General features: G+C 68.1%; 14 protein-coding genes and 2 tRNA genes. 5 read left to right on the top strand and 11 right to left on the bottom strand.

What is annotated here, in order from left to right; genetic code table 11:
* The first annotated feature begins 131 nt into the window (after positions 1–131).
* Positions 132–1,016: a 3-hydroxyisobutyrate dehydrogenase gene (mmsB, locus tag ACERNI_RS03645; protein WP_448831912.1), complete on the top strand. Its 885-nt coding sequence runs from the start codon at positions 132–134 to the stop codon at positions 1,014–1,016.
* 294 nt (positions 1,017–1,310) lie between these two features.
* Positions 1,311–2,642 carry a peptide ABC transporter permease gene (locus ACERNI_RS03640; protein ID WP_448831911.1) on the top strand — a complete coding sequence of 444 codons (1,332 nt, stop codon included), beginning with the start codon at positions 1,311–1,313 and terminating at the stop codon, positions 2,640–2,642.
* A 248-nt stretch (positions 2,643–2,890) separates the two neighbouring features.
* Here ACERNI_RS03640 and ACERNI_RS03635 read toward each other — a convergent pair whose 3' ends face one another.
* The 8 genes from ACERNI_RS03635 to ACERNI_RS03600 form a co-directional block, all read right to left on the bottom strand.
* Positions 2,891–3,397, bottom strand: a complete 507-nt coding sequence (locus ACERNI_RS03635; protein WP_448831910.1) for a CinA family protein — start codon at positions 3,395–3,397, stop codon at positions 2,891–2,893.
* A 156-nt stretch (positions 3,398–3,553) separates the two neighbouring features.
* Positions 3,554–3,629: transfer RNA gene (locus tag ACERNI_RS03630), tRNA-Ala, on the bottom strand.
* A 514-nt stretch (positions 3,630–4,143) separates the two neighbouring features.
* Positions 4,144–4,219: transfer RNA gene (locus ACERNI_RS03625), tRNA-Ala, on the bottom strand.
* 92 nt (positions 4,220–4,311) lie between these two features.
* Complete coding sequence (locus tag ACERNI_RS03620) at positions 4,312–4,674, bottom strand: TIGR02300 family protein (protein WP_448831909.1); 363 nt, start codon at positions 4,672–4,674, stop codon at positions 4,312–4,314.
* Positions 4,675–5,035: 361 nt separating this feature from the next.
* On the bottom strand, positions 5,036–6,181 hold the full coding sequence (locus tag ACERNI_RS03615; protein ID WP_448831908.1) for a polyamine ABC transporter substrate-binding protein: 1,146 nt from the start codon (positions 6,179–6,181) through the stop codon (positions 5,036–5,038).
* A 121-nt stretch (positions 6,182–6,302) separates the two neighbouring features.
* Positions 6,303–7,316 carry a glycosyl transferase gene (locus ACERNI_RS03610; protein WP_448831907.1) on the bottom strand — a complete coding sequence of 338 codons (1,014 nt, stop codon included), beginning with the start codon at positions 7,314–7,316 and terminating at the stop codon, positions 6,303–6,305.
* 276 nt (positions 7,317–7,592) lie between these two features.
* The gene (locus tag ACERNI_RS03605; protein ID WP_448831906.1) at positions 7,593–8,459 is read right to left on the bottom strand and encodes an MBL fold metallo-hydrolase; all 867 of its coding nucleotides are present in this window, start codon (positions 8,457–8,459) and stop codon (positions 7,593–7,595) included.
* Positions 8,460–8,539: 80 nt separating this feature from the next.
* On the bottom strand, positions 8,540–11,107 hold the full coding sequence (locus ACERNI_RS03600) for a hypothetical protein (protein ID WP_448831905.1): 2,568 nt from the start codon (positions 11,105–11,107) through the stop codon (positions 8,540–8,542).
* 356 nt (positions 11,108–11,463) lie between these two features.
* Here ACERNI_RS03600 and ACERNI_RS03595 point away from each other — a divergent pair, with 356 nt between their 5' ends.
* Positions 11,464–13,092 (top strand): GMC family oxidoreductase, encoded by a 1,629-nt coding sequence (locus tag ACERNI_RS03595; protein ID WP_448831904.1) that lies wholly within the window; start codon positions 11,464–11,466, stop codon positions 13,090–13,092.
* 239 nt (positions 13,093–13,331) lie between these two features.
* Complete coding sequence (locus ACERNI_RS03590; protein WP_448831903.1) at positions 13,332–13,820, top strand: MmcB family DNA repair protein; 489 nt, start codon at positions 13,332–13,334, stop codon at positions 13,818–13,820.
* 129 nt (positions 13,821–13,949) lie between these two features.
* On the opposite strand, the gene ACERNI_RS03585 is transcribed toward ACERNI_RS03590, so the two are convergent.
* The 3 genes from ACERNI_RS03585 to ACERNI_RS03575 all read right to left on the bottom strand — a co-directional run bounded on the left by ACERNI_RS03585 (position 13,950) and on the right by ACERNI_RS03575 (position 16,590).
* Complete coding sequence (locus ACERNI_RS03585) at positions 13,950–14,336, bottom strand: hypothetical protein (protein WP_448831902.1); 387 nt, start codon at positions 14,334–14,336, stop codon at positions 13,950–13,952.
* A gap of 133 nt (positions 14,337–14,469) precedes the next feature.
* Positions 14,470–15,030 (bottom strand): ActR/PrrA/RegA family redox response regulator transcription factor, encoded by a 561-nt coding sequence (locus tag ACERNI_RS03580; RefSeq protein WP_448831901.1) that lies wholly within the window; start codon positions 15,028–15,030, stop codon positions 14,470–14,472.
* Between the two features lie 240 nt (positions 15,031–15,270).
* Positions 15,271–16,590 carry an ActS/PrrB/RegB family redox-sensitive histidine kinase gene (locus tag ACERNI_RS03575; protein ID WP_448831900.1) on the bottom strand — a complete coding sequence of 440 codons (1,320 nt, stop codon included), beginning with the start codon at positions 16,588–16,590 and terminating at the stop codon, positions 15,271–15,273.
* Positions 16,591–16,851: 261 nt separating this feature from the next.
* Between ACERNI_RS03575 and ACERNI_RS03570 the strand changes: the two genes are divergently transcribed.
* Complete coding sequence (locus tag ACERNI_RS03570; RefSeq protein WP_448831899.1) at positions 16,852–17,661, top strand: M48 family metallopeptidase; 810 nt, start codon at positions 16,852–16,854, stop codon at positions 17,659–17,661.
* The last annotated feature ends 80 nt before the right edge of the window (positions 17,662–17,741 follow it).

Here is a 17,741-nt window from a genome sequence, read left to right as displayed (position 1 = left end):
AGTGGCCCCCACTTTTCGTGAAGAGCAGTGCGCATCAAACCAGAACATTGGCCAGATCCGGTCCGGCATGAACGGACCGGAGCCTCTCCCCAGCTTCGGCCGCGCCGGCCCCATCTTCCTGGAGCATTCCCATGAGCACCATTGCTTTTATCGGTCTCGGCAACATGGGCGGGCCCATGGCCGCCAATCTGGTCAAGGCCGGCCACACCGTGCGCGGCGCCGATCTCTCGGAGGCCTCGCGTGAAGCCGCCGCCGCCCAGGGCGTCAGCGCCTCCGCCAACGCCGTCGAGATCGTTGCCGGCGCCGACGTGATCATCACCATGCTGCCCAACGGCAAGCTGGTGCTCAACGTCTGGGAGCAGGCGCTGCCGGTCGCGAAGAAGGGCGCGCTGTTCATCGATTCCTCCACCATCGACGTCGACAGCGCCCGCGCCGCCCACCGCATGGCTGAAGCAGCCGGCATGGCGGCCCTCGACGCGCCGGTGTCCGGCGGCGTTGGCGGCGCGGCGGCCGGCACGCTGACCTTCATGGTCGGCGGCGCCAAAGCGGCCTTCGACGCCGGCAAGCCGGTGCTCGACGTCATGGGCGGCAAGATCGTGCACTGCGGCGACGCCGGCGCCGGCCAGGCCGCCAAGATCTGCAACAACATGATCCTCGGCATCTCGATGATTGGCGTCTGCGAAGCCTTTGCCATGGGCGAGAAGCTGGGGCTGTCGCACCAGGCGCTGTTCGACGTGGCCTCCACATCCTCGGGCCAGTGCTGGTCGATCACCTCCTATTGCCCGGTGCCTGGCCCGGTGCCCACCTCGCCGTCGAACAATGGCTACAAGCCAGGCTTCGCCGTCGATCTGATGCTGAAGGACCTGAAACTGTCCCAGGACGCAGCCGCCACCAGCGGCGCCGCGACCCCGCTCGGCGCGGCGGCGGCGGCGATTTACGAGCGCTTCGCGGCGGCAGGTTTTGGTGGCTCAGATTTTTCGGGGATCATCAATTTCCTGCGCGACGGCAAGCACTGACGCCAGGCCGCGCTGCGGCATCATCAAGCCGGAAAGGCCCCGTCAGACGGGGCCTTTTTGTCGTTTGCGGGATTCCTGCTTGCGTTTTTATGCAACACGGCCGGAACATTTTTCCGGCTGGCTGAATCCTGATTTTTGCATATGTATATGATATTAAAGCAATTTTATTGCGGCTTGGGTGCTTTTCCTGCCCAGTCGCCGGGCGGCGTCCGCCATGATCCCGCCATGAAGGTGGCGCCGCCATCAAGACCACGCTATGCGAGACTGGTTTGCCAGTAGCGGAATCGGATGGTCATGCAGGGTTCAGGCTCTTCCAAACCGGCGGCGCGTCCCGTCCTTCAGGGAAGCGGCGGACCGGCGGGCGCGACAGCGGCGCGGCCGGCGCAGGCGCAAGCCCAGACGACAGGCCGGTTCGACCCCTCGGTCGACGCCGCCCAGTTGCTGCGTCGCGTGGGCTTTTTCACCCTGGTGTTCCTGCTGCCCATCGGCGCCGTCGTGTCGCGCCGCGCGGCGGTGATTCTGACGCCGATCGCCGTGGCGCTGCTGGTGCTGGCCAGCCTGATCGATCGCGCCCCCCGCAAGCCCCTGCGCGCTATCCGCGATGCCTTCATGACGCCGGGCGGCATCGCCGCGCTGGTGTTGCTGGGCTGGGCGATCGTTTCCATCAGCTGGACGCCGTTTCCTGAAACCGCCACTGACAAGGTCATCCAGATCGCCTGGATGACGCTGATTGGCGTCGCTGGCGTGGCCAGCCTGCCGGAGCGGGTGCGCACGGCCAACCTGCATCTCATTCCCGTCGGCGTCGCGATTGGCGCCCTGGGCGCCATGGCGCTGGGCGCGTTCCGGGCCCAGGACGTCAACGCCGAGTTGATGGACGCCGACCCGCTGGAGCGCGGCCTTGTCGTGCTGGCGGTGATGGTCTGGCCGGCGGTGGCGTGGCTGGTGTCGCGGCGCCGCATTCTCGGCGCCTGCGTGCTGCTTGGCGTTGTGGCGGTGGCCACCTGCGTCATGCCTGAGAACGCCGCTTTGCTGGCTGTCGCCGTTGGCGGCGTGTTGTACGCGATCACCCGCCTGACGGGCGATCGCGGCGTGCGGGTGATCGCGGTGCTGATGCCGGCGCTTCTGGCGCTGGCGCCGCTGTTTCCGCTGATCCTGCGGCCGTTCCTGAAGTTCTTTCACGGCCCGTTTTATCCCGGCGCGGTGGCGCTGCGCGCCTGGGCCGAGGAGACCGGCCGCGAGCCGTTGCGCATGATTACGGGCCACGGTCTCGACACCAGCATTCGCGCTCGCGTCGCTGGGTACCTGTCGCCGGATGCGCCGCGCACCCTGCCGTTCGAGATCTGGTACGAACTGGGCGTCGTCGGCGCCCTGGCGGCGGCCGTGGCCCTTGGCTACGCCATCTTTGCCTCGCGCCGTCACAACAACCCGGCCCTGACCTCCGGCATTGTTTCCTGCTTTGGCGCCGCCTTCACCATCGCCTGTTTTGGCACGGCCAACGCCCAGTCCTGGTGGCTGGCGACCCTGGTGGCGACCATCATCACCTTTGTGGCCATCCAGCGCGGTGAGTTCCGCAACGCCCGCCCGGCCGCGGGGCTGCGCAAGCCGGCCCCGGCCCCGGCCGACTGACGCCAGCTCGCCAGGCGGTCGTCGCCTCGCGAGGGGCAAGGGCTGCATTGCCTGCGGCTTGAAAAGCGAAGGCCCCGGACGTGCGTCCGGGGCCGTTTTGTTGCGCGGCCCGGTTTGGTTGCCTGGCGTCCGGCGTTACCCGCGTCGGGCGGCCCAGGGCGTGGGCTCCAGGGACGCTGCATGAGCGCTCCAGAGGCGTTCCGGGGCGGCGGCAGCCGGTGCACAGGGGAATGTGCGGTCGCAGGCGCTCAGGCCTCCCGCGGGCTCTCCAGCGCCTCCAGAAACAGCTGCAACGTGGCTTCGGCGAACAGGACCATGTTGCGCTCCCGCCCGGGTTCGCCGGTCTTGATGATGCGCGACAGGTTGACCGGGCCGACAACCGCCATACAGCTGTGTCCGGTTGAATCGCCATAGCTGTTGCCGGCCGGGCCGGCCGCGCCAGTTTCCGATACGCCCCAGGTCGCGCCAAGCCGCTCGCTGACAATGCCGGCCATGATCCGCGCATAGGGCTCGGTTGAGCTGCGGATGCCCGGCGGCAGGCGCTCTATGCCCATGAAGGCGCGGGCGGCGGGGCGGGCGTAGGTGACGCTGGCCCCGTAGAAGTAAGCCGATGCGCCGGGCACGGAGAGCAGCGCCGCCGCGACAAGGCCACCGGATGAGGATTCAGAAACGCCGACCGTTTCCTTGCGGGCGAACAGCCGTTCGGCGCAGGCGTGGGCGAGGCGGGTGAGGGAAGGGGGAATCAGCTCGGTCATGGCGCCAGCGTGCTGGGTTTTTCGCCGGCTGAACAGCGGCAAAACCCGGCCGGTGAAAATTGACGACAGGCCGGCCGCTAAAAAAAACCGGCCCTTCCGGACCGGCGTCCCCCTTTCGGGGCATTCCCTTGCGGGAGATGTTTGGCGGGAGATGTTTGGTGGAGCCAGGCGGAATCGAACCGCCGACCTCTTGAATGCCATTCAAGCGCTCTCCCAACTGAGCTATGACCCCACTCTTTCCGGCGGCCGTTTGGGGCGGACGCCGTGGATGAACGCGGTATAGTCAGACGCGGGCTGATACACAAGCGTCATATGGCAGGTGCGACGTTTTTTTCCCCGCCTGTTGATGACGTCGCGGACGCGGCCTGTTGCGCCAGCTTTTTCGGGCCTCGCCGGCGCAGGCCAGCCACGCGATCACGGGCGTATTTTCGCTTCGAAGGCATTCCGGCCGGCCAGACGGCCCCATCGGGCTGGAGCGCGCTCCAGGGGGGCGGCGGCGCGCCGGAGCAGGCGCTTCCAGGTCAAGCATTCCTTCGCCAGACGCTCTCTGGCCAAAACGCTCCCTCGCCAAAGGCTTCCTGGCCAAGCGCTCCCTCGCCAAACGCTCCCTTGCCCGTCATCCTCTGTCCCACCATCCTGGGGGGCTGGCTGCAGGAGCTGTCCAGACATAAAAAAACCGGCCCTTGCGGACCGGCGTCTCCCCTCACGGGGCATTCCCTTGCGGGAGATGTTCGGCGGGAGATGTTTGGTGGAGCCAGGCGGAATCGAACCGCCGACCTCTTGAATGCCATTCAAGCGCTCTCCCAACTGAGCTATGACCCCACTTTTTCCGGCGGCCGTTTGGGGCGGTCGCCGTGGATGGAGGCGGTATAGTCATATCGCCTCCGGAGCACAAGCGCTCAAACCGCTTTTGCTCAGATTTCCTCGTCGTCGTCGATGTCGCTGTCGATAAGTCCGGCGACGTCGTCGCTGTCTTCCTCTTCCTCAAGGAAGGTGTCTTCGTCATCGCTGTCGCCATCGACATCCACGTCAACGTCCACATCGATCTTGCCGCCCTCGTCGCTGTCAGCCTCTTCGAGGGACACGGTCGCGGGATCGGCGCTCTCGTCGTCGGCGTCATCCTCCACCGGGCGCGCGTTCTTTGCCTGCGGCTCGAACATCGAGCGCGGGAACGCCTCGCCGGTGTACGGCGACACGATGGGATCCTTGTTCAGATCATAGAACTTGCGGCCCGTGGTCGGACAGACCCGCTTCGTTCCGAGTTCCGGCTTTGCCACAGCAGACTCTCTTTCGGAAATTGCGAGCGTCCCCGTTAGTAAAGGCGCCCGGTGCTGTCAATCCACGGATTGCCCCGCTGGCTGGATGCGGCGCCGGGGCCACGCTTCGCCGGGGGGTGATGTGGGAGCTTCAACGCACCCGCGCAAGGCGGCGGGCGCTGATTCCCGGTGTGCGACGGTCAGGTTTTATCCTGACAAGATCCGCCGCGTTGTGCATCTGGAAAAATGCATCAGGGACATCCCCGGTCCGCGTCCCGCGCGGGACTTCCGCCCGCCAAGGACTTCCGCCCGCCAAGGACTGCCGCCCGGAAGGGGCGGCGGCGCGGCAAAGAGGCGGCGGCGCGCTCAGGAGCAGGCCGCGTCAGCGGCCGCTGCGCAGCCGGGTCCACAGCCGGGTGATGGCGCGCTGGCTGCGGTCGTCCGGCGTCGTGGTGGTGAACAGGCGGGCCATGGTGGCCGCGTCGGGATAGACGTTGGGGTCGTTCAGCAACGCCGGCTTCACCAGCGGCCGGGCGTCGCCATTGCCGCTGGCGTAGGAAATGAAATTGCTGTTCGCCGCCGCGACGTCAGGCCGCATCATGAAATTGATGAAGGCGTGCGCCTCGGCGGCGTGCGGCGCGTCAACGGGAATGGCGAAATTGTCGAACCACATCTGCGCGCCCTCTTTGGGAAGCACATAGACCACCTCGACGCCGTTCTTCGCCTCCTGGGCGCGGCGGCGCGCCTGCAGGATGTCGCCGGAATAGCCAAAGGCCATGCAGATGTCGCCGTTGGCCAGGGCGGCGATGTATTCGGATGAGTGCAGCTTGCGGATATCGCCGCGCACCTTGCCGAGGGCGTCCGCCGCCGCCTGCAGATCGGCCGGCGCCTTCGAATCCGGGTCTCGCCCCACATAGCGCAGGGCCGCGGGCAGCACGTCCTCGGCGGCGTCGAGAATCATGATCCCGCAGGCTTTCAGCTTGCCGGCCAGTTCCGGCTTCATCAGCAGGTCGAGGCTGTCCAGCTTCACGTCCGGCCCCAGCGCCTCGCGCGCCTTCGCGACGTTCACGCCGAGGCCTGTCGTGCCCCACATGTAGTTCACGGCGTGGCGGTTGCCCGGGTCATAGCTGGCGAGGCGCGCGGCGATTTCCGGCCAGGCGTGTTTCAGGTTGGGCAGGGCGGCCCGGTCCAGCTCCTTCAGCACCCCGGCGCGGATCAGCCGCTGCACGGTCGGCCCGGTGGGGACAACCACGTCATAGCCGGATTTTCCGGCCAGCAGCTTGCTCTCGATGATCTCGTTGTTGTCGTAGGTGTCATAGACAACGCGGATGCCGGTCTCGTCGGTGAATTTCTTCAGCATCGCCGGATCGATGTAGTCCGACCAGTTGTAGATGTTGACGACGCGTTCACCGGCGGCGCGCGCCGGCCCCGCGGTCCCGGCTACGGCGAGGGACAACGCGCCGATGGCGGCGGCGAACAGGTTGCGGCGACTGAAGGACGCAAGACGGGGCGGGCGCAGCCGGAGCATGGCGAATTCCTGGGACGTGGCAGTTCTTGAACGTGGGCGGAAGCCGGACATTCTCACCGATGCGCGGCGGCGTACAGCCCCCGGGAAGCGCTGGCGGCGCCTGATCTGCCGGCAGGCGCCGTTACAGGCGGCCGCCAAGCCGCGCCAGCAGCAGCGCCGTGACGCCCGCGCCGCAGGCCAGCAGCCCAAGCTGGGCCGGCAGCCCGTCCGCGAACAGCGCCAGCGCGGCGAGGCCGGCCAGCGCCACATTGGCGGCGGCGACGTGTGCGGCGACGCGCAGCGCCGTCCAGCCCCGGTCGGCGGCCTGCTGGTAGTAATGCTGGCGATGCGCCTCCCACACCCGCTCGCCGCGCGCCAGACGACGGCACAGGGTGATGGTGGCGTCGGCGCAATAATACATCGGCAACAGCAGGGCGGAGACCAGCGCGCCGCCCGAAGCCAGCAGAAACAGCAGCCACGCGACAATCAGGCCAATCGCCAGTGAACCGACGTCGCCGAGAAACAGGCGCGCCGGCGGCAGGTTGAACGGCGCAAACCCCACCATGCCGCCGGCCAGCGCCGCCGCGACCATGGCGAGCAGCGCCGCATGGGCGCCGCCGGCCCCGGCCAGGGCGCCAAACAGCGCCATGGCGAGCAGCATGGGCGTGACGCCGGCGACGGTCAGCCAGTCCAGCCCGTCCATGAAATTGGTGAGATTGACGAACCACAGGCCGGCGAAGACCTCGAAGGCCCGCTCCACGGCCAGCGGCAGGTCCGGCGTCAGGCGGGCGCCATCGCCCACGGCCCACAGGGCGAGCAAAATGGTGAGGGCCTGGCCCGCAAGCCGGGGCGCCACGGGCAATGGCCGGATGTCGTCGATGGCGCCAATCAGGCCGATCAGCGCCGCCGCCAGCGCCAGCAAGCCAGCGCTATCCCGGGAGGCCGGAGGCAGCCAGGCCATGGCCGCGGCCAGCGCCAGGGCGATGAAACAGCCGCCAAGCACGGCGACGCCGCCGCCTTGGGGCGTGGGTATGCGGTGGCTGGAGCGGGCGTTGGGGCGGGCCAGCGCGTAGCGTTGCAGCAGGGGCTGCAGAACGATCACCAGGACGCCGGCGGCGACGGCGGCGGCGAGCAGGGCGGCCAGAAGGGGAAGCAAGCCGGTTCTCCAGGAAGAAGGCGCGATGCGCTACAGCCTATAGCCGCAACCGGAAGGGGGAGAAAGCGGCGACGCGCCCAAGCGGCTGGCGCGCGGACAACGCGCCGTCAAACCGCCCGCAAATGGCCTGCAGCCGGCGCCGCGATCGCCCGCATGACGCCCTGGATGCTGCGGACGCTCTGGCTGTCATGCGCAACCTTGCGGGCATGGGCGCCGCCAGGGGGCGGGAGGTTTCCGGCGTAGCGTTTCAGGCGGGGCCTGATGCAGGCGGGCGCCTCAGTCGAATGTAACGGCAAGACCCTCGCGGGCCACGAACGAGCCGGGCAGCGCCAGTTGCAGTTCCTGCTCGATGCTGCGGTGGACGTCGTCGTCGCGGTCGGGATGCAGGTGGAACAGCGCCATCGCCTTGGCGCCGCCTTCGCGGCACAGGCGCACGCCCTCACGCCAGGTGGAGTGGCCCCAGCCAATGCAGCGGCAATACTCCTCCTCAAGGAACATGGAGTCGTAGATCACCAGATCAGCGCCGGCGACGAAGGCTTTCAGCTCGGGCGGCGGCCCGCTGGCGTCGTGCTCGATGTCGCTGATGTAGCAGACGGCGTGGCCGTTGTGATCGAAACGGTATCCCGTGGCGCCCGCGGGGTGGTTGAGCAGGCAGGTGCGGATCTGGCGGCCGGCGATATGCAGCGTCTCGCCGGCGCGGAAGCCGTGGTGCGCGAAGGTCGCCGGCAACATGTCCAGGGTAATGGGGAACAGCGGCGGCCGGTACATCTCGCCAAGCGCGGCGGCGGCGCTCGCCCCGTCGAGGTTGCCGCACCAGGTGTGAATGACGCTGTCGGTCCGCAGCGCCGGCTTGAAAAACGGCAGGCCGGAAACATGGTCGTGATGCAGATGGCTGAGCAGCAGATGAATATCGGTGGGAAAGCTGCCGGCGCATCCGACATCGCGGCACAGCGTCTGGCCCAGCTCAATGAGGCCGGCGCCGGCGTCAACGATGAAACGCTGCCCGTCGACGGTGATCTCAACGCAAGGCGTATTGCCGCCAAAATGGGCGAAGCGCTGACCGCAAACGGGGTGCGACCCGCGCACGCCCCAGAAGCGCACGGACAAACCATCGCCCGCATTTGTCGTTGTTACAGCAGCCATGATGTCAATTTATTGACGCGGCGCGCGGGTAAATGTGTGCTGGCGCACACGACGCTTCAGATCGCTCATGCCCAGATTGTTCATGCCAGGTTTTCTCCACTGTCCACTCCGGTCACGGCGCCGGCGCGCGCGAGGCCGCCCCGGGCAAACGGCACCGTGCGCATGCCTTCCGCCAGTTCTGCATCGCGCATGGTGATGAACAGGCTGCGTCCGTCAAGCCACGCGCGCAGACGGTTCAACAGCGCAACGGCCTGCGAGGGGGAGAGATTTTCGGTGACGCCGGCGGCGACCAGCATGTCGGGCTGGCGGGCGAGGCAGCGCGCCAGGTCCAGCTGGTTCTCGCGCCCGGCCATGGCGCGCATGTCATCGGGGCTGATGCGGGAGGTGAGGCCGGAGCTGATCACCAGATCATCCAGCCCCGTCTGCTTCAGGGTGGCGGCGATGACGCCCTGAATTTTCTCCTCGGCCCCGGCGATATTGTGGGCGACGCGGCCGAACAGCAGGTTGTCGGCGAGGCTGGCGGCCCGGCAGACCTGATCCGGATCGTAGAAGGCGACGGCGGACTCAAGGCCGCGCGGCAACAGCTCGCGGAACACGGCGCGCGCCTGCACGATGCGCTGCTTCAGGCTGTCGTCCAGCAGGCCGAGACGGTGCCGGGATTCCACGTAACGGAAAGCGAGGTTGACCAGCAGGTCGCGGTCGCGCGCCGCAACCGCGCCGCGTGGTCGCCGGTCGCCGGCGTGACGGTCGCGCAGTTCCTCGTAGGCGCCGCGCTCGCCATAGTGAAAGAACGAAAACTGGCGGAACAGGGGGTGCCCCTCCGGGACGCCCTCGAACATCTCCAGCATGCTGCTGGCGATGGCGAGGCCCATGCGCTCCAGCGGCCGGCCCAGATCCTCGGCGGCGAGCACCGCCCGGACGAACGGGTGGCTGGCGAGATTCGTCTCGCCGAACGTGTCGCCCACCGGCAGGCCGAACATCAGGTTTTCCGCCACCGTGGCGTGCATGTTGTAGGCGGCCGGATCGAAGCGGTCGACAAGGGTCGCCGCGTCGGCCCGTTCAAGCTCATCCCGCACGGCCCGTCGCGCCGCCACCACGCGGGCGCCGGTCTGCGGGTCGGCGCCATTCTCCACCGTTGCGGCGAGACCCAGCGCATACACCGCGTCATCGAGGCCGGCGACGCGGATGACCTCCTCCAGCGTCGCCCGGTCCGGCCCGTCCACCAGGCCGTGGCCATCGCCCCACTCCGCGCAGCCATATTGCAGGTTTTCAAGCACGGTTGCGGTCAGGACGATCGGCGCGCCGCCGGCATAGGCGATGTATTTGGGACGGGTCGGACCGGCGATGCTCTGCAACGGACGCTCGCCAATGCGGATGGAGCCGGCGGTGGCGTCGAAGGCGCCGCCGAGCAGGCCGGCGAAGACCTCCGCGCCGGAGCCCGGCTCACCCACCAGCGCGACATGCGCGGGCAGCGGCACGGTGAGCGAAACGCCCGAGACGCGCAGGCCGCTGGCCGGGTCGAACGCCGCCACGGCTTCCGCGGTCAGCGGCGCGGCCAGCGCCGCGCTGGTGATGGGTTGCGCCTCACGGGGGCGGCGCGCGGCCAGCGAGCCGTTGGCGCGGGCGATTTCGTCCAGCACGGCGCGGGCCCTGTCCCGCTCCCGCCGCCAGGCGACCAGAGCGTTGACGGGCCGCTGCAGCAACACCGAGGCGAACACCAGGGAGACCATGCCGCCAAGGGTCAGGCGCCCCTGCATGGTCCACCAGCAGCCCCAGGTGATCATCAGCAGCGGGCCGCACTCGCGCAGGAAGGCGCGGGCGGCGGAGGCGAGGGAGACCTTGCGGGCCAGCGGCCGCCAGAGGGCGTCGAGACGCGTCAGCAGGCTGCGGAAATAGCCTTCCTCGACATTGAAGGCGCCATGCAGCTGAATGGCGACGGCGCGGCTGGCGGCGCCGCGCGCCGCCCGGGTCATGGTCCGCTCGCGGCGGCGCGACTCTTCGGCGAGCAGCGCTTCGGAGCGGGCGACCCACAGAATGACAATGACGTTGGCGATGGTCAGCCCGAGCAGCATGGCGCCGGAATGCACGCCGATATGGACGCCGAACGCCAGCACGATGGCGAGCTGGCTCAGCGCCATGGTGGGCACGATGATGGCGTCGCCAAAAAACCAGGCGATCGCCGACAGGCCGCCGCCGGAAAGCTGGGCGACGTCATCGGCGTCGTCATGGGTCATGCCGCGCGAACCGGCGATGCGGCGGAACAGGCGCAGCCGCAGCAGACTGGCGAGGCGCCGCGCGATGACGCTGCGCAGCGCGGCCACCATGGAGATCAGCAGGCTGCGGATGGCCAGCAGGCCGAGAACCGCGATGCATCCGGCGAGGAAATAGGCGTTGCGCTCCAGCGCCAGCCCCTGGAACAGGCGCAACTCGCTCTGGAGGATTCGCTCGGGCATCGGAATGACGAGCGGAAGGAAGCTGGCGATGTTGCGGTCGCGGAAGGCCATGCCCAGCACCGCGTCGTCAACGAGAATCCGCGGCAGCTCAAGCAGCAGCCAGTTCACGGGCGCCATGGCCAGCAGCGCCACAAGGGCAACCACGTGCAGCAGGCGGCTGTTCTGCCAGACAAACCGGATCGGATTTCGTTCCATCGACCATCAAACTCCAGGGACATGGGTCCCACACGCGAAAGCCTCGGGAGCGAATGTCCGGGACGTAGCCCGGCCCTGGTTCGCCTTGCATGGTCTGCCCGGCATGTTGCCCGGCGGGTCTTCTCTTGCCAGCGGCGACATGCTCCGGCGGGCCGCGCGCGACCACACCGGAAAACGCATCCGACCAAAAAACCTGGCGCAACGCGCCGTTTCAGCTTGATCGAACTTTGCCCTGACGCCAACCCTGCGCTTATATCGGCGATCTCTGCAATGGCCCAGCGCCCGCCCGTTGTGGGCGGCCAACGGGGAACCGGGGCCAGGGACGGGGCGAGGCGGGGCATGGGAGGAACTGGAGCATGGACGCGCGGACGCGGGCGGATGACGCTGGCCTGGGTGAGTTCGATTACATCATCGTCGGCGCCGGGTCGGCCGGCTGCGTGCTGGCCAACCGGCTGTCGGCCGATCCGCGCAATCGCGTGCTGGTGCTGGAAGCGGGCGGGCGCGACAACTGGATCTGGTTCCACATTCCCGTCGGCTACCTGTTCGCCATTGGCAATCCGCGCTCCGACTGGATGTTCCGCACCGAGCCGCAGTCCGGGCTGAATGGCCGGGCGCTCAACTATCCGCGCGGCAAGGTGATTGGCGGCTCTTCGGCCATCAACGCCATGATCTACATGCGCGGCCAGGCGGCGGACTACGACGGCTGGCGCCAGCGCGGCCTCGCCGGATGGGGCTGGGAGGACGTGCTGCCCCACTTCCTGCGCATGCAGGATCACATGGCCCCCTCCAATGACCTGCAGCGGGCCGGCGGCGAGTGGCGAGTGGAATATCCGCGCGTGCGCTGGGAGGTGCTTGACGCGTTTCGCGATGCGGCGGAACAGGTCGGCATTCCGAAGGTCGATGACTTCAATCGCGGCGATAACGAAGGCTCATCCTATTTTCAGGTCAACCAGAAGCGCGGCCGGCGCTGGAGCGCGGCGCGCGGCTTCCTGAAGCCCGTTCTGGGGCGTCCCAACCTGCGCCTCGAAACCGGCGTGATGGTCGAGCGCGTCGTCATCGAGAATGGCCGCGCCGCCGGCGTGCAATGGCGCCGCGACGGCCGCAGCTTCGTCTCGTCGACCCGCGGCGAGGTGATCCTGTCCGCCGGCGCCGTTGGCTCGCCGCAACTGCTGGAGCTGTCGGGCATTGGCCAGGCCGGGCGGCTGGCGGATCTGGGCATCCCGGTCATCCGCGATCTGCCGGGCGTTGGCGAGAATTTGCAGGATCACCTGCAATTGCGCCCCACCTACAAGGTGTCGGGCGTGCGCACCCTCAACGCCGACTATCGCAGCTGGCTGCGCAAGGCCGAAATGGCCCTGAACTACGCCGTGCTGCGCTCCGGCCCGCTGACCATGGCTCCGTCGCAGCTGGGCATTTTCACCCGCTCGTCGCCGGAGCACGCCACGGCCAACATCCAGTTCCACGTGCAGCCGCTGTCGCTGGATTCATTCGGCCAGCCGCTGCACGCCTTCCCGGCGATCACCGCCAGCGTCGCCAATCTGCGGCCGGCCAGCGCCGGCTCGGTGCATGTGCGCTCGGCCAGCGCCGCCGACGCCCCGGCGATCGACCCGCGCTATCTCAGCGATCCGGCGGATGTGCGCGTCGCCATCGATTCCATCCGCCTGACCCGCCGCATCGTCCAGGCCCCGGCCATGGCCCGTTTCCAGCCGGAGGAATACATGCCCGGCGCCGATCTGATGAGCGACGAGGAGCTGGCCCGCGCCGCCGGCGATGTGGGCACGACGATTTTCCATCCGGTCGGCACGGCGAAAATGGGCGTCGATCATGACCCGATGGCGGTGCTGGACGGCGAGCTGCGGGTGCGCGGCATCGACGGTCTGCGCGTCATCGACGCCTCGGCCATGCCGGCGATCACCTCCGGCAACACCAATTCGCCAACCATGATGATCGCCGAGAAGGGCGCGGCGATGATTTTGGGCAAGTGAACCGGGCGGGACGGGGCGTGCGGCAGGGGCGTGAACGCGACAGGTCGTTGCCGCACGCGCGCCTCCGCTCCAGATCTCGCCCCAATGTCATGGCATTGGCGGCTTCAGGGGCTGATGCGCTCAGGGGAGGCGCATCATCGCCCTATCTTCTTCAGGCCGCATGTTTTTTCGCGAACAGGCGGCATCCAGCTGTTCGCATCATGCTTTGGCAATGCGCATGAGGTCCCGGAAGCGGAGTGATGAGCAGCATTTCCGACTCTGACCTGATCCTGCCGCCCGATGGGCGCCAGTCGCCGGCGGCGCTGGCGATCCAGCGCGGCGTGCGGCGGCATTTCGCCAGCCTCGGCGCCGTCACCTTGTGTGAACTCACCCTGGCCTCATGGCGGCGCGCCGACGTGATGGCGCTGTTGCCGGACGGCAGGCTGGCCATCGTTGAGGTCAAATCTTCGCTGGCGGATTTTCGCGCCGACGGCAAATGGCATGAGTACCGCGACTGGTGCGACAGCTTTTCTTTTGCCGTCGCGCCGGATTTTCCGCTGGAGGTGCTGCCGGAGGATGCTGGGCTCATCGTCGCCGATGCCTTTGGCGCCGAGATGCTGCGCGCCGCGCCGGCCCATCCGCTGGCCGCCGCCCGGCGCAAGGCGGTGACCCTGCGCTTCGCCCGCGCCGCCGCCGGCCGGCTGCACCGGCTGGCCGATCCCGACGGCGCCGCCGGACTGCTGGACTGACGCCGGCGGGCGAGACGGACGCCGGTTCGCCGCGTTATCGCCCTGGCCTGTTCCTGCGCTCCGGGATGCTCTGCCTGAGCGAATTCTGACCAGCCAGGCGCTGTCGTCTGGCCGGAGCGCGCTCCAGGCTCACTTCCTCCGGATGAGGTTGGGCACGTCCGTTCCCTTCGGGCCGTAGAGCCCGTAGGCGGCGGCGCAACCGGCGTCCCTGCCGCCCTGCTCAATCTCGCTCTGGTAGGCCTGCATCCTGGCTGCGATGTAATTCTTGTTGGCGGGGACGGAGATTTTCAGGCCGATTTTGTCGCTGAGCACGACGATGAGGGGCAAATTGGCCCTGAAGCCGGGGCAGACCTTTTCGGCCGCCAGCACGGCTGAGATGTGATCCATCGCATTTTGACGGTCATTGGCGGCGGCGCTGGCCGGGTCGGCAAGACTGGCCATCAAGAGACTGGCCATCAAGAGATTGACCATCAGGAGACTGGCCATGAAAAAGCTGTTCATGGCGCCGGTCGCCATGAGCGCCCCGCGCGATATTCTGGCTGTCATCGCCCCGTTCGCTCCCAAAACGCGCAGGAAGCCAGGCGCGGTTACCCGGTCGCCTGGATGGCGGCGGCCCGGAACGCCCCGGGGCCGGCGTGGCCCGCCGCGCTCAGCGCGGCGCGCGTTTGGCGAGGATGCGTTGCAGGGTGCGGCGGTGCATGTTGAGCCGCCGCGCCGTTTCCGAGACGTTCCGGCCACACAGTTCGTAGACGCGCTGGATGTGCTCCCAGCGCACCCGGTCGGCGGACATGGGGTTTTCCGGCGGGATGGCGCGCCCGTCCGGCAGCGCCATCAGCGCCGCATGCACCTCGTCCGCGTCCGCCGGTTTGGCGAGATAATCGAAGGCGCCGAGCTTCACGGCGGTGACCGCCGTGGCGATATTGCCGTAGCCGGTGAGAATGACGCCGCGCGCATCGGCGCGCCGCTCCTTCAGCTTGGTGATCACCTCAAGCCCGTTGCCGTCGCCAAGGCGCATGTCGATCACCGCATAGGCGGGTGCTTCCGCCTCGATGGCGGCAATGCCGTCAGCCACCGATTCCGCCGTGCGCACGGCGTAGCCCCGGCTTTCCATGGCGCGGGCGAGCCGCGTCAGGAACGGGCGGTCGTCATCGACGATCAGCAGGCTGCGCTCGCCTTCTGGCGCGGCTGGAAACGGGGCGGAAGACTCCATGATCATGCTCTCACCTGCGCGCCGGGCGCGCCGGCGGTTCCGCGTGGGACAGGCCAGGCGCGCTGTCCCCTCAATCATACATGCGCGACGGGCCCATTGCAGACCCTCGCCCGCAGACCTTTGTCCGCGCATGACCCGGCGGCCGCCGCGCTGATGTGCGTCCACTGACCTCTTTAGATCATTTTGTCAGCAAAGTGTACCAAATGGTCGCACGCCGCCGTTTGCGCCATTGACGTCACGTCAGGCGGCGGCGACGTCGCGCTCGAAAGCCTGGCGCGGCCAGCGGATGGCGACGACAGCGCCGGTCGCCGGCGCCGCCGCGTTGGAAGTGGTGATGACGGCCCCCGTCCGCTCGATCAGGCTCCTGGCGATGAACAGCCCGAGCCCCAGCCCGCTGGCCGGTTCGTCGGCATGGCGCTGCCCGGGGCCGCGCGTGGTGACGTAAGGTTCGCCAATGCGCAGCAGCACGTCGGGCGCGAAGCCGGGGCCATCGTCCCGCACCACGATCTCGACGAACTGGTCGTTCCAGCGCTCTTCGATGGCGACGGCTTCGCGGGCAAAATCGACGGCGTTGTCGACAATATTGCCCAGCCCATAAATCACCCCGGGGTTGCGCCGGCAAACCGGCTGCGGGTCGGCGCCGTCGCGCGTGACGGTGATGGGCACGCCGAAGGGGCGCTGCGGGCCGGCGACCTCCTCGACGAGGTGGCTGAGGCTCAGTTGTTCCATCGGGCCGGCGTCGCCCTCGGCGCCCAGCGAGGTCAGCTTGCCGAGAATGCCCCGGCAGCGCTCCACCTGCTCGCGCAGCAGGGCGATGTCCTCGGCCAGCGGGCTGCCCTGGGTCGCCTCCCGCGCCATTTCCTTGGTGACCAGGGTAATGGTGGCGAGCGGCGTGCCCAGTTCGTGGGCCGCGGCTGCGGCAAGGCCGTCGAGCTGGGTCAGATGCTGCTCGCGGGCCAGCACGAATTCGGTGGCGGACAGCGCCTGGGCCAGCGACCGCGCCTCGTCGGCGACGCGCCAGGCGTAGATGGCGGTGAAGGCGATGCCGAGGGTGATCGCGGTCCAGATGCCGATGATATAGACGAACGGCAGCTCCAGCGTTTCGCCCGGCGTCCAGGGCAGCGGCCGGCGCCAGAAAATCAGCGCCGTGGCGTAGAGCGCCGAGAGCGCGCCGAGGGCCATGGTGACGCGCGGCGGCAGCGAGGTGGCCGAAATCAGCACCGGCGCGAGAAACAGGATGGCGAAGGGGTTCTGCAGGCCGCCAGTGAGATACAGCAGCCCGGCGAGCTGGGTCAGGTCATACGCCAGCAGGCCGGTGGCGGGCCACAGGCTGAGCCGGTGGCTCATGGGATAGCGGATGCGCAGGGCGATGTTCAGCCACGCCGATACGGCGATGAGCAGGAAACACAGGCCGAACGGCAGCGAAAAGCCGAGGCCGAAATGCACGCCGGCCACCGCGACGCTCTGGCCGATGACGGCAAGCCAGCGCAGGCGCACAAGGGTGTCGAGGCGAAGGCGGCCCGGAGAGGCGGTGGTCGACAGGGCGTCTTCGGACAGCATGTGGCCTTCCGGGTTGGCTGCGGCGTCGCGGAGCAGGGCATCCCCGGTTGCGGATGGCGCCCACGTCTGCGTCAATATGGCCGATCCGCGCTTGCCGGGAAATGGTCATGGTTGACGTCGGGCGCCGGGCCGCCAGAATCGTGGCGCCAGAATCATGGCGTCCCGAATTGGTCGCGACTGCAATTATTGCGCTTTTCATCAGATCACAGATATGTGATAGTTGGACTTGCCTAATTGTTGAAACGATATAAATGGCAGTTGATGCTGATGCGACTGTTTCGAAGAAGCATTTCTGAAGCTGATACCGTTTCGGTTCGTTCGGGCGAAGAAGTTTTCGCGGTGATTCTTCGTCGCCGTCACGATGCCCGGCGTTTTACCTTGCGTGTCTCCCAGGTTACTGGCGAAGCGACCTTGACAATGCCCCAGCGTGGCGATGTGCGGGCGGCTGTCCGCTTTGCCGAGGCGCATGGGGACTGGATCGCCGCGCGGCTTCGCCGGGTGCCCAGGCGCATTGAGTTCAGGCCCGGCGCCATCGCGCTGGTGCGGGGCGCGCGCCTTCCGATCGTCTGGCAGGCCAGCGCCCGGGCCGTTCCGGTGATCGCGCCGCATCCCGATGGCGGGATGATGATTCTGACCGGCGGTGATCCGCGACATGTGCCGCGCCGGGTGCAGGAGTTCCTGCGCCGGGAGGCGGCGCGGGATTTGGAGCGGGCGGTGGAGCGGCATTCCAGGACGCTCGGCGTCCGGGCGCGCAGCATTACCCTGCGTGACCAGCGCACCCGCTGGGGGTCCTGCACCGCCGCCGGCCGGCTCAATTTCTCATGGCGGCTGATCATGGCGCCGCCCGAGGTGCTTGATTATCTCGCCGCCCATGAAGTGTGCCATCTGCGCGAGATGAACCATTCCGAGCGCTTCTGGGCGCTGGTTTACAGCCTGTGTCCGGGCACGGATGACGCGGAGGCCTGGCTCAAGGCCAACGGCGCAGGCCTGCACCGCTATGGCGTGGGCGGCGATGGGGCTGATGGGGACGGCGATGGCAATGCCGGACAGCCCGCAGGCAAGGCGGTCTGAGTGGCTGCCTCGGGCTGTCCTGATGCGGAGCGGCGTCTGTTGCTGACGACGCCCTGGAGCACCGACGCCCTGGAGCGCCG

Source organism: Camelimonas sp. ID_303_24, assembly GCF_053543495.1.
This window is presented reverse-complemented; position numbering and strand designations above follow the sequence as displayed.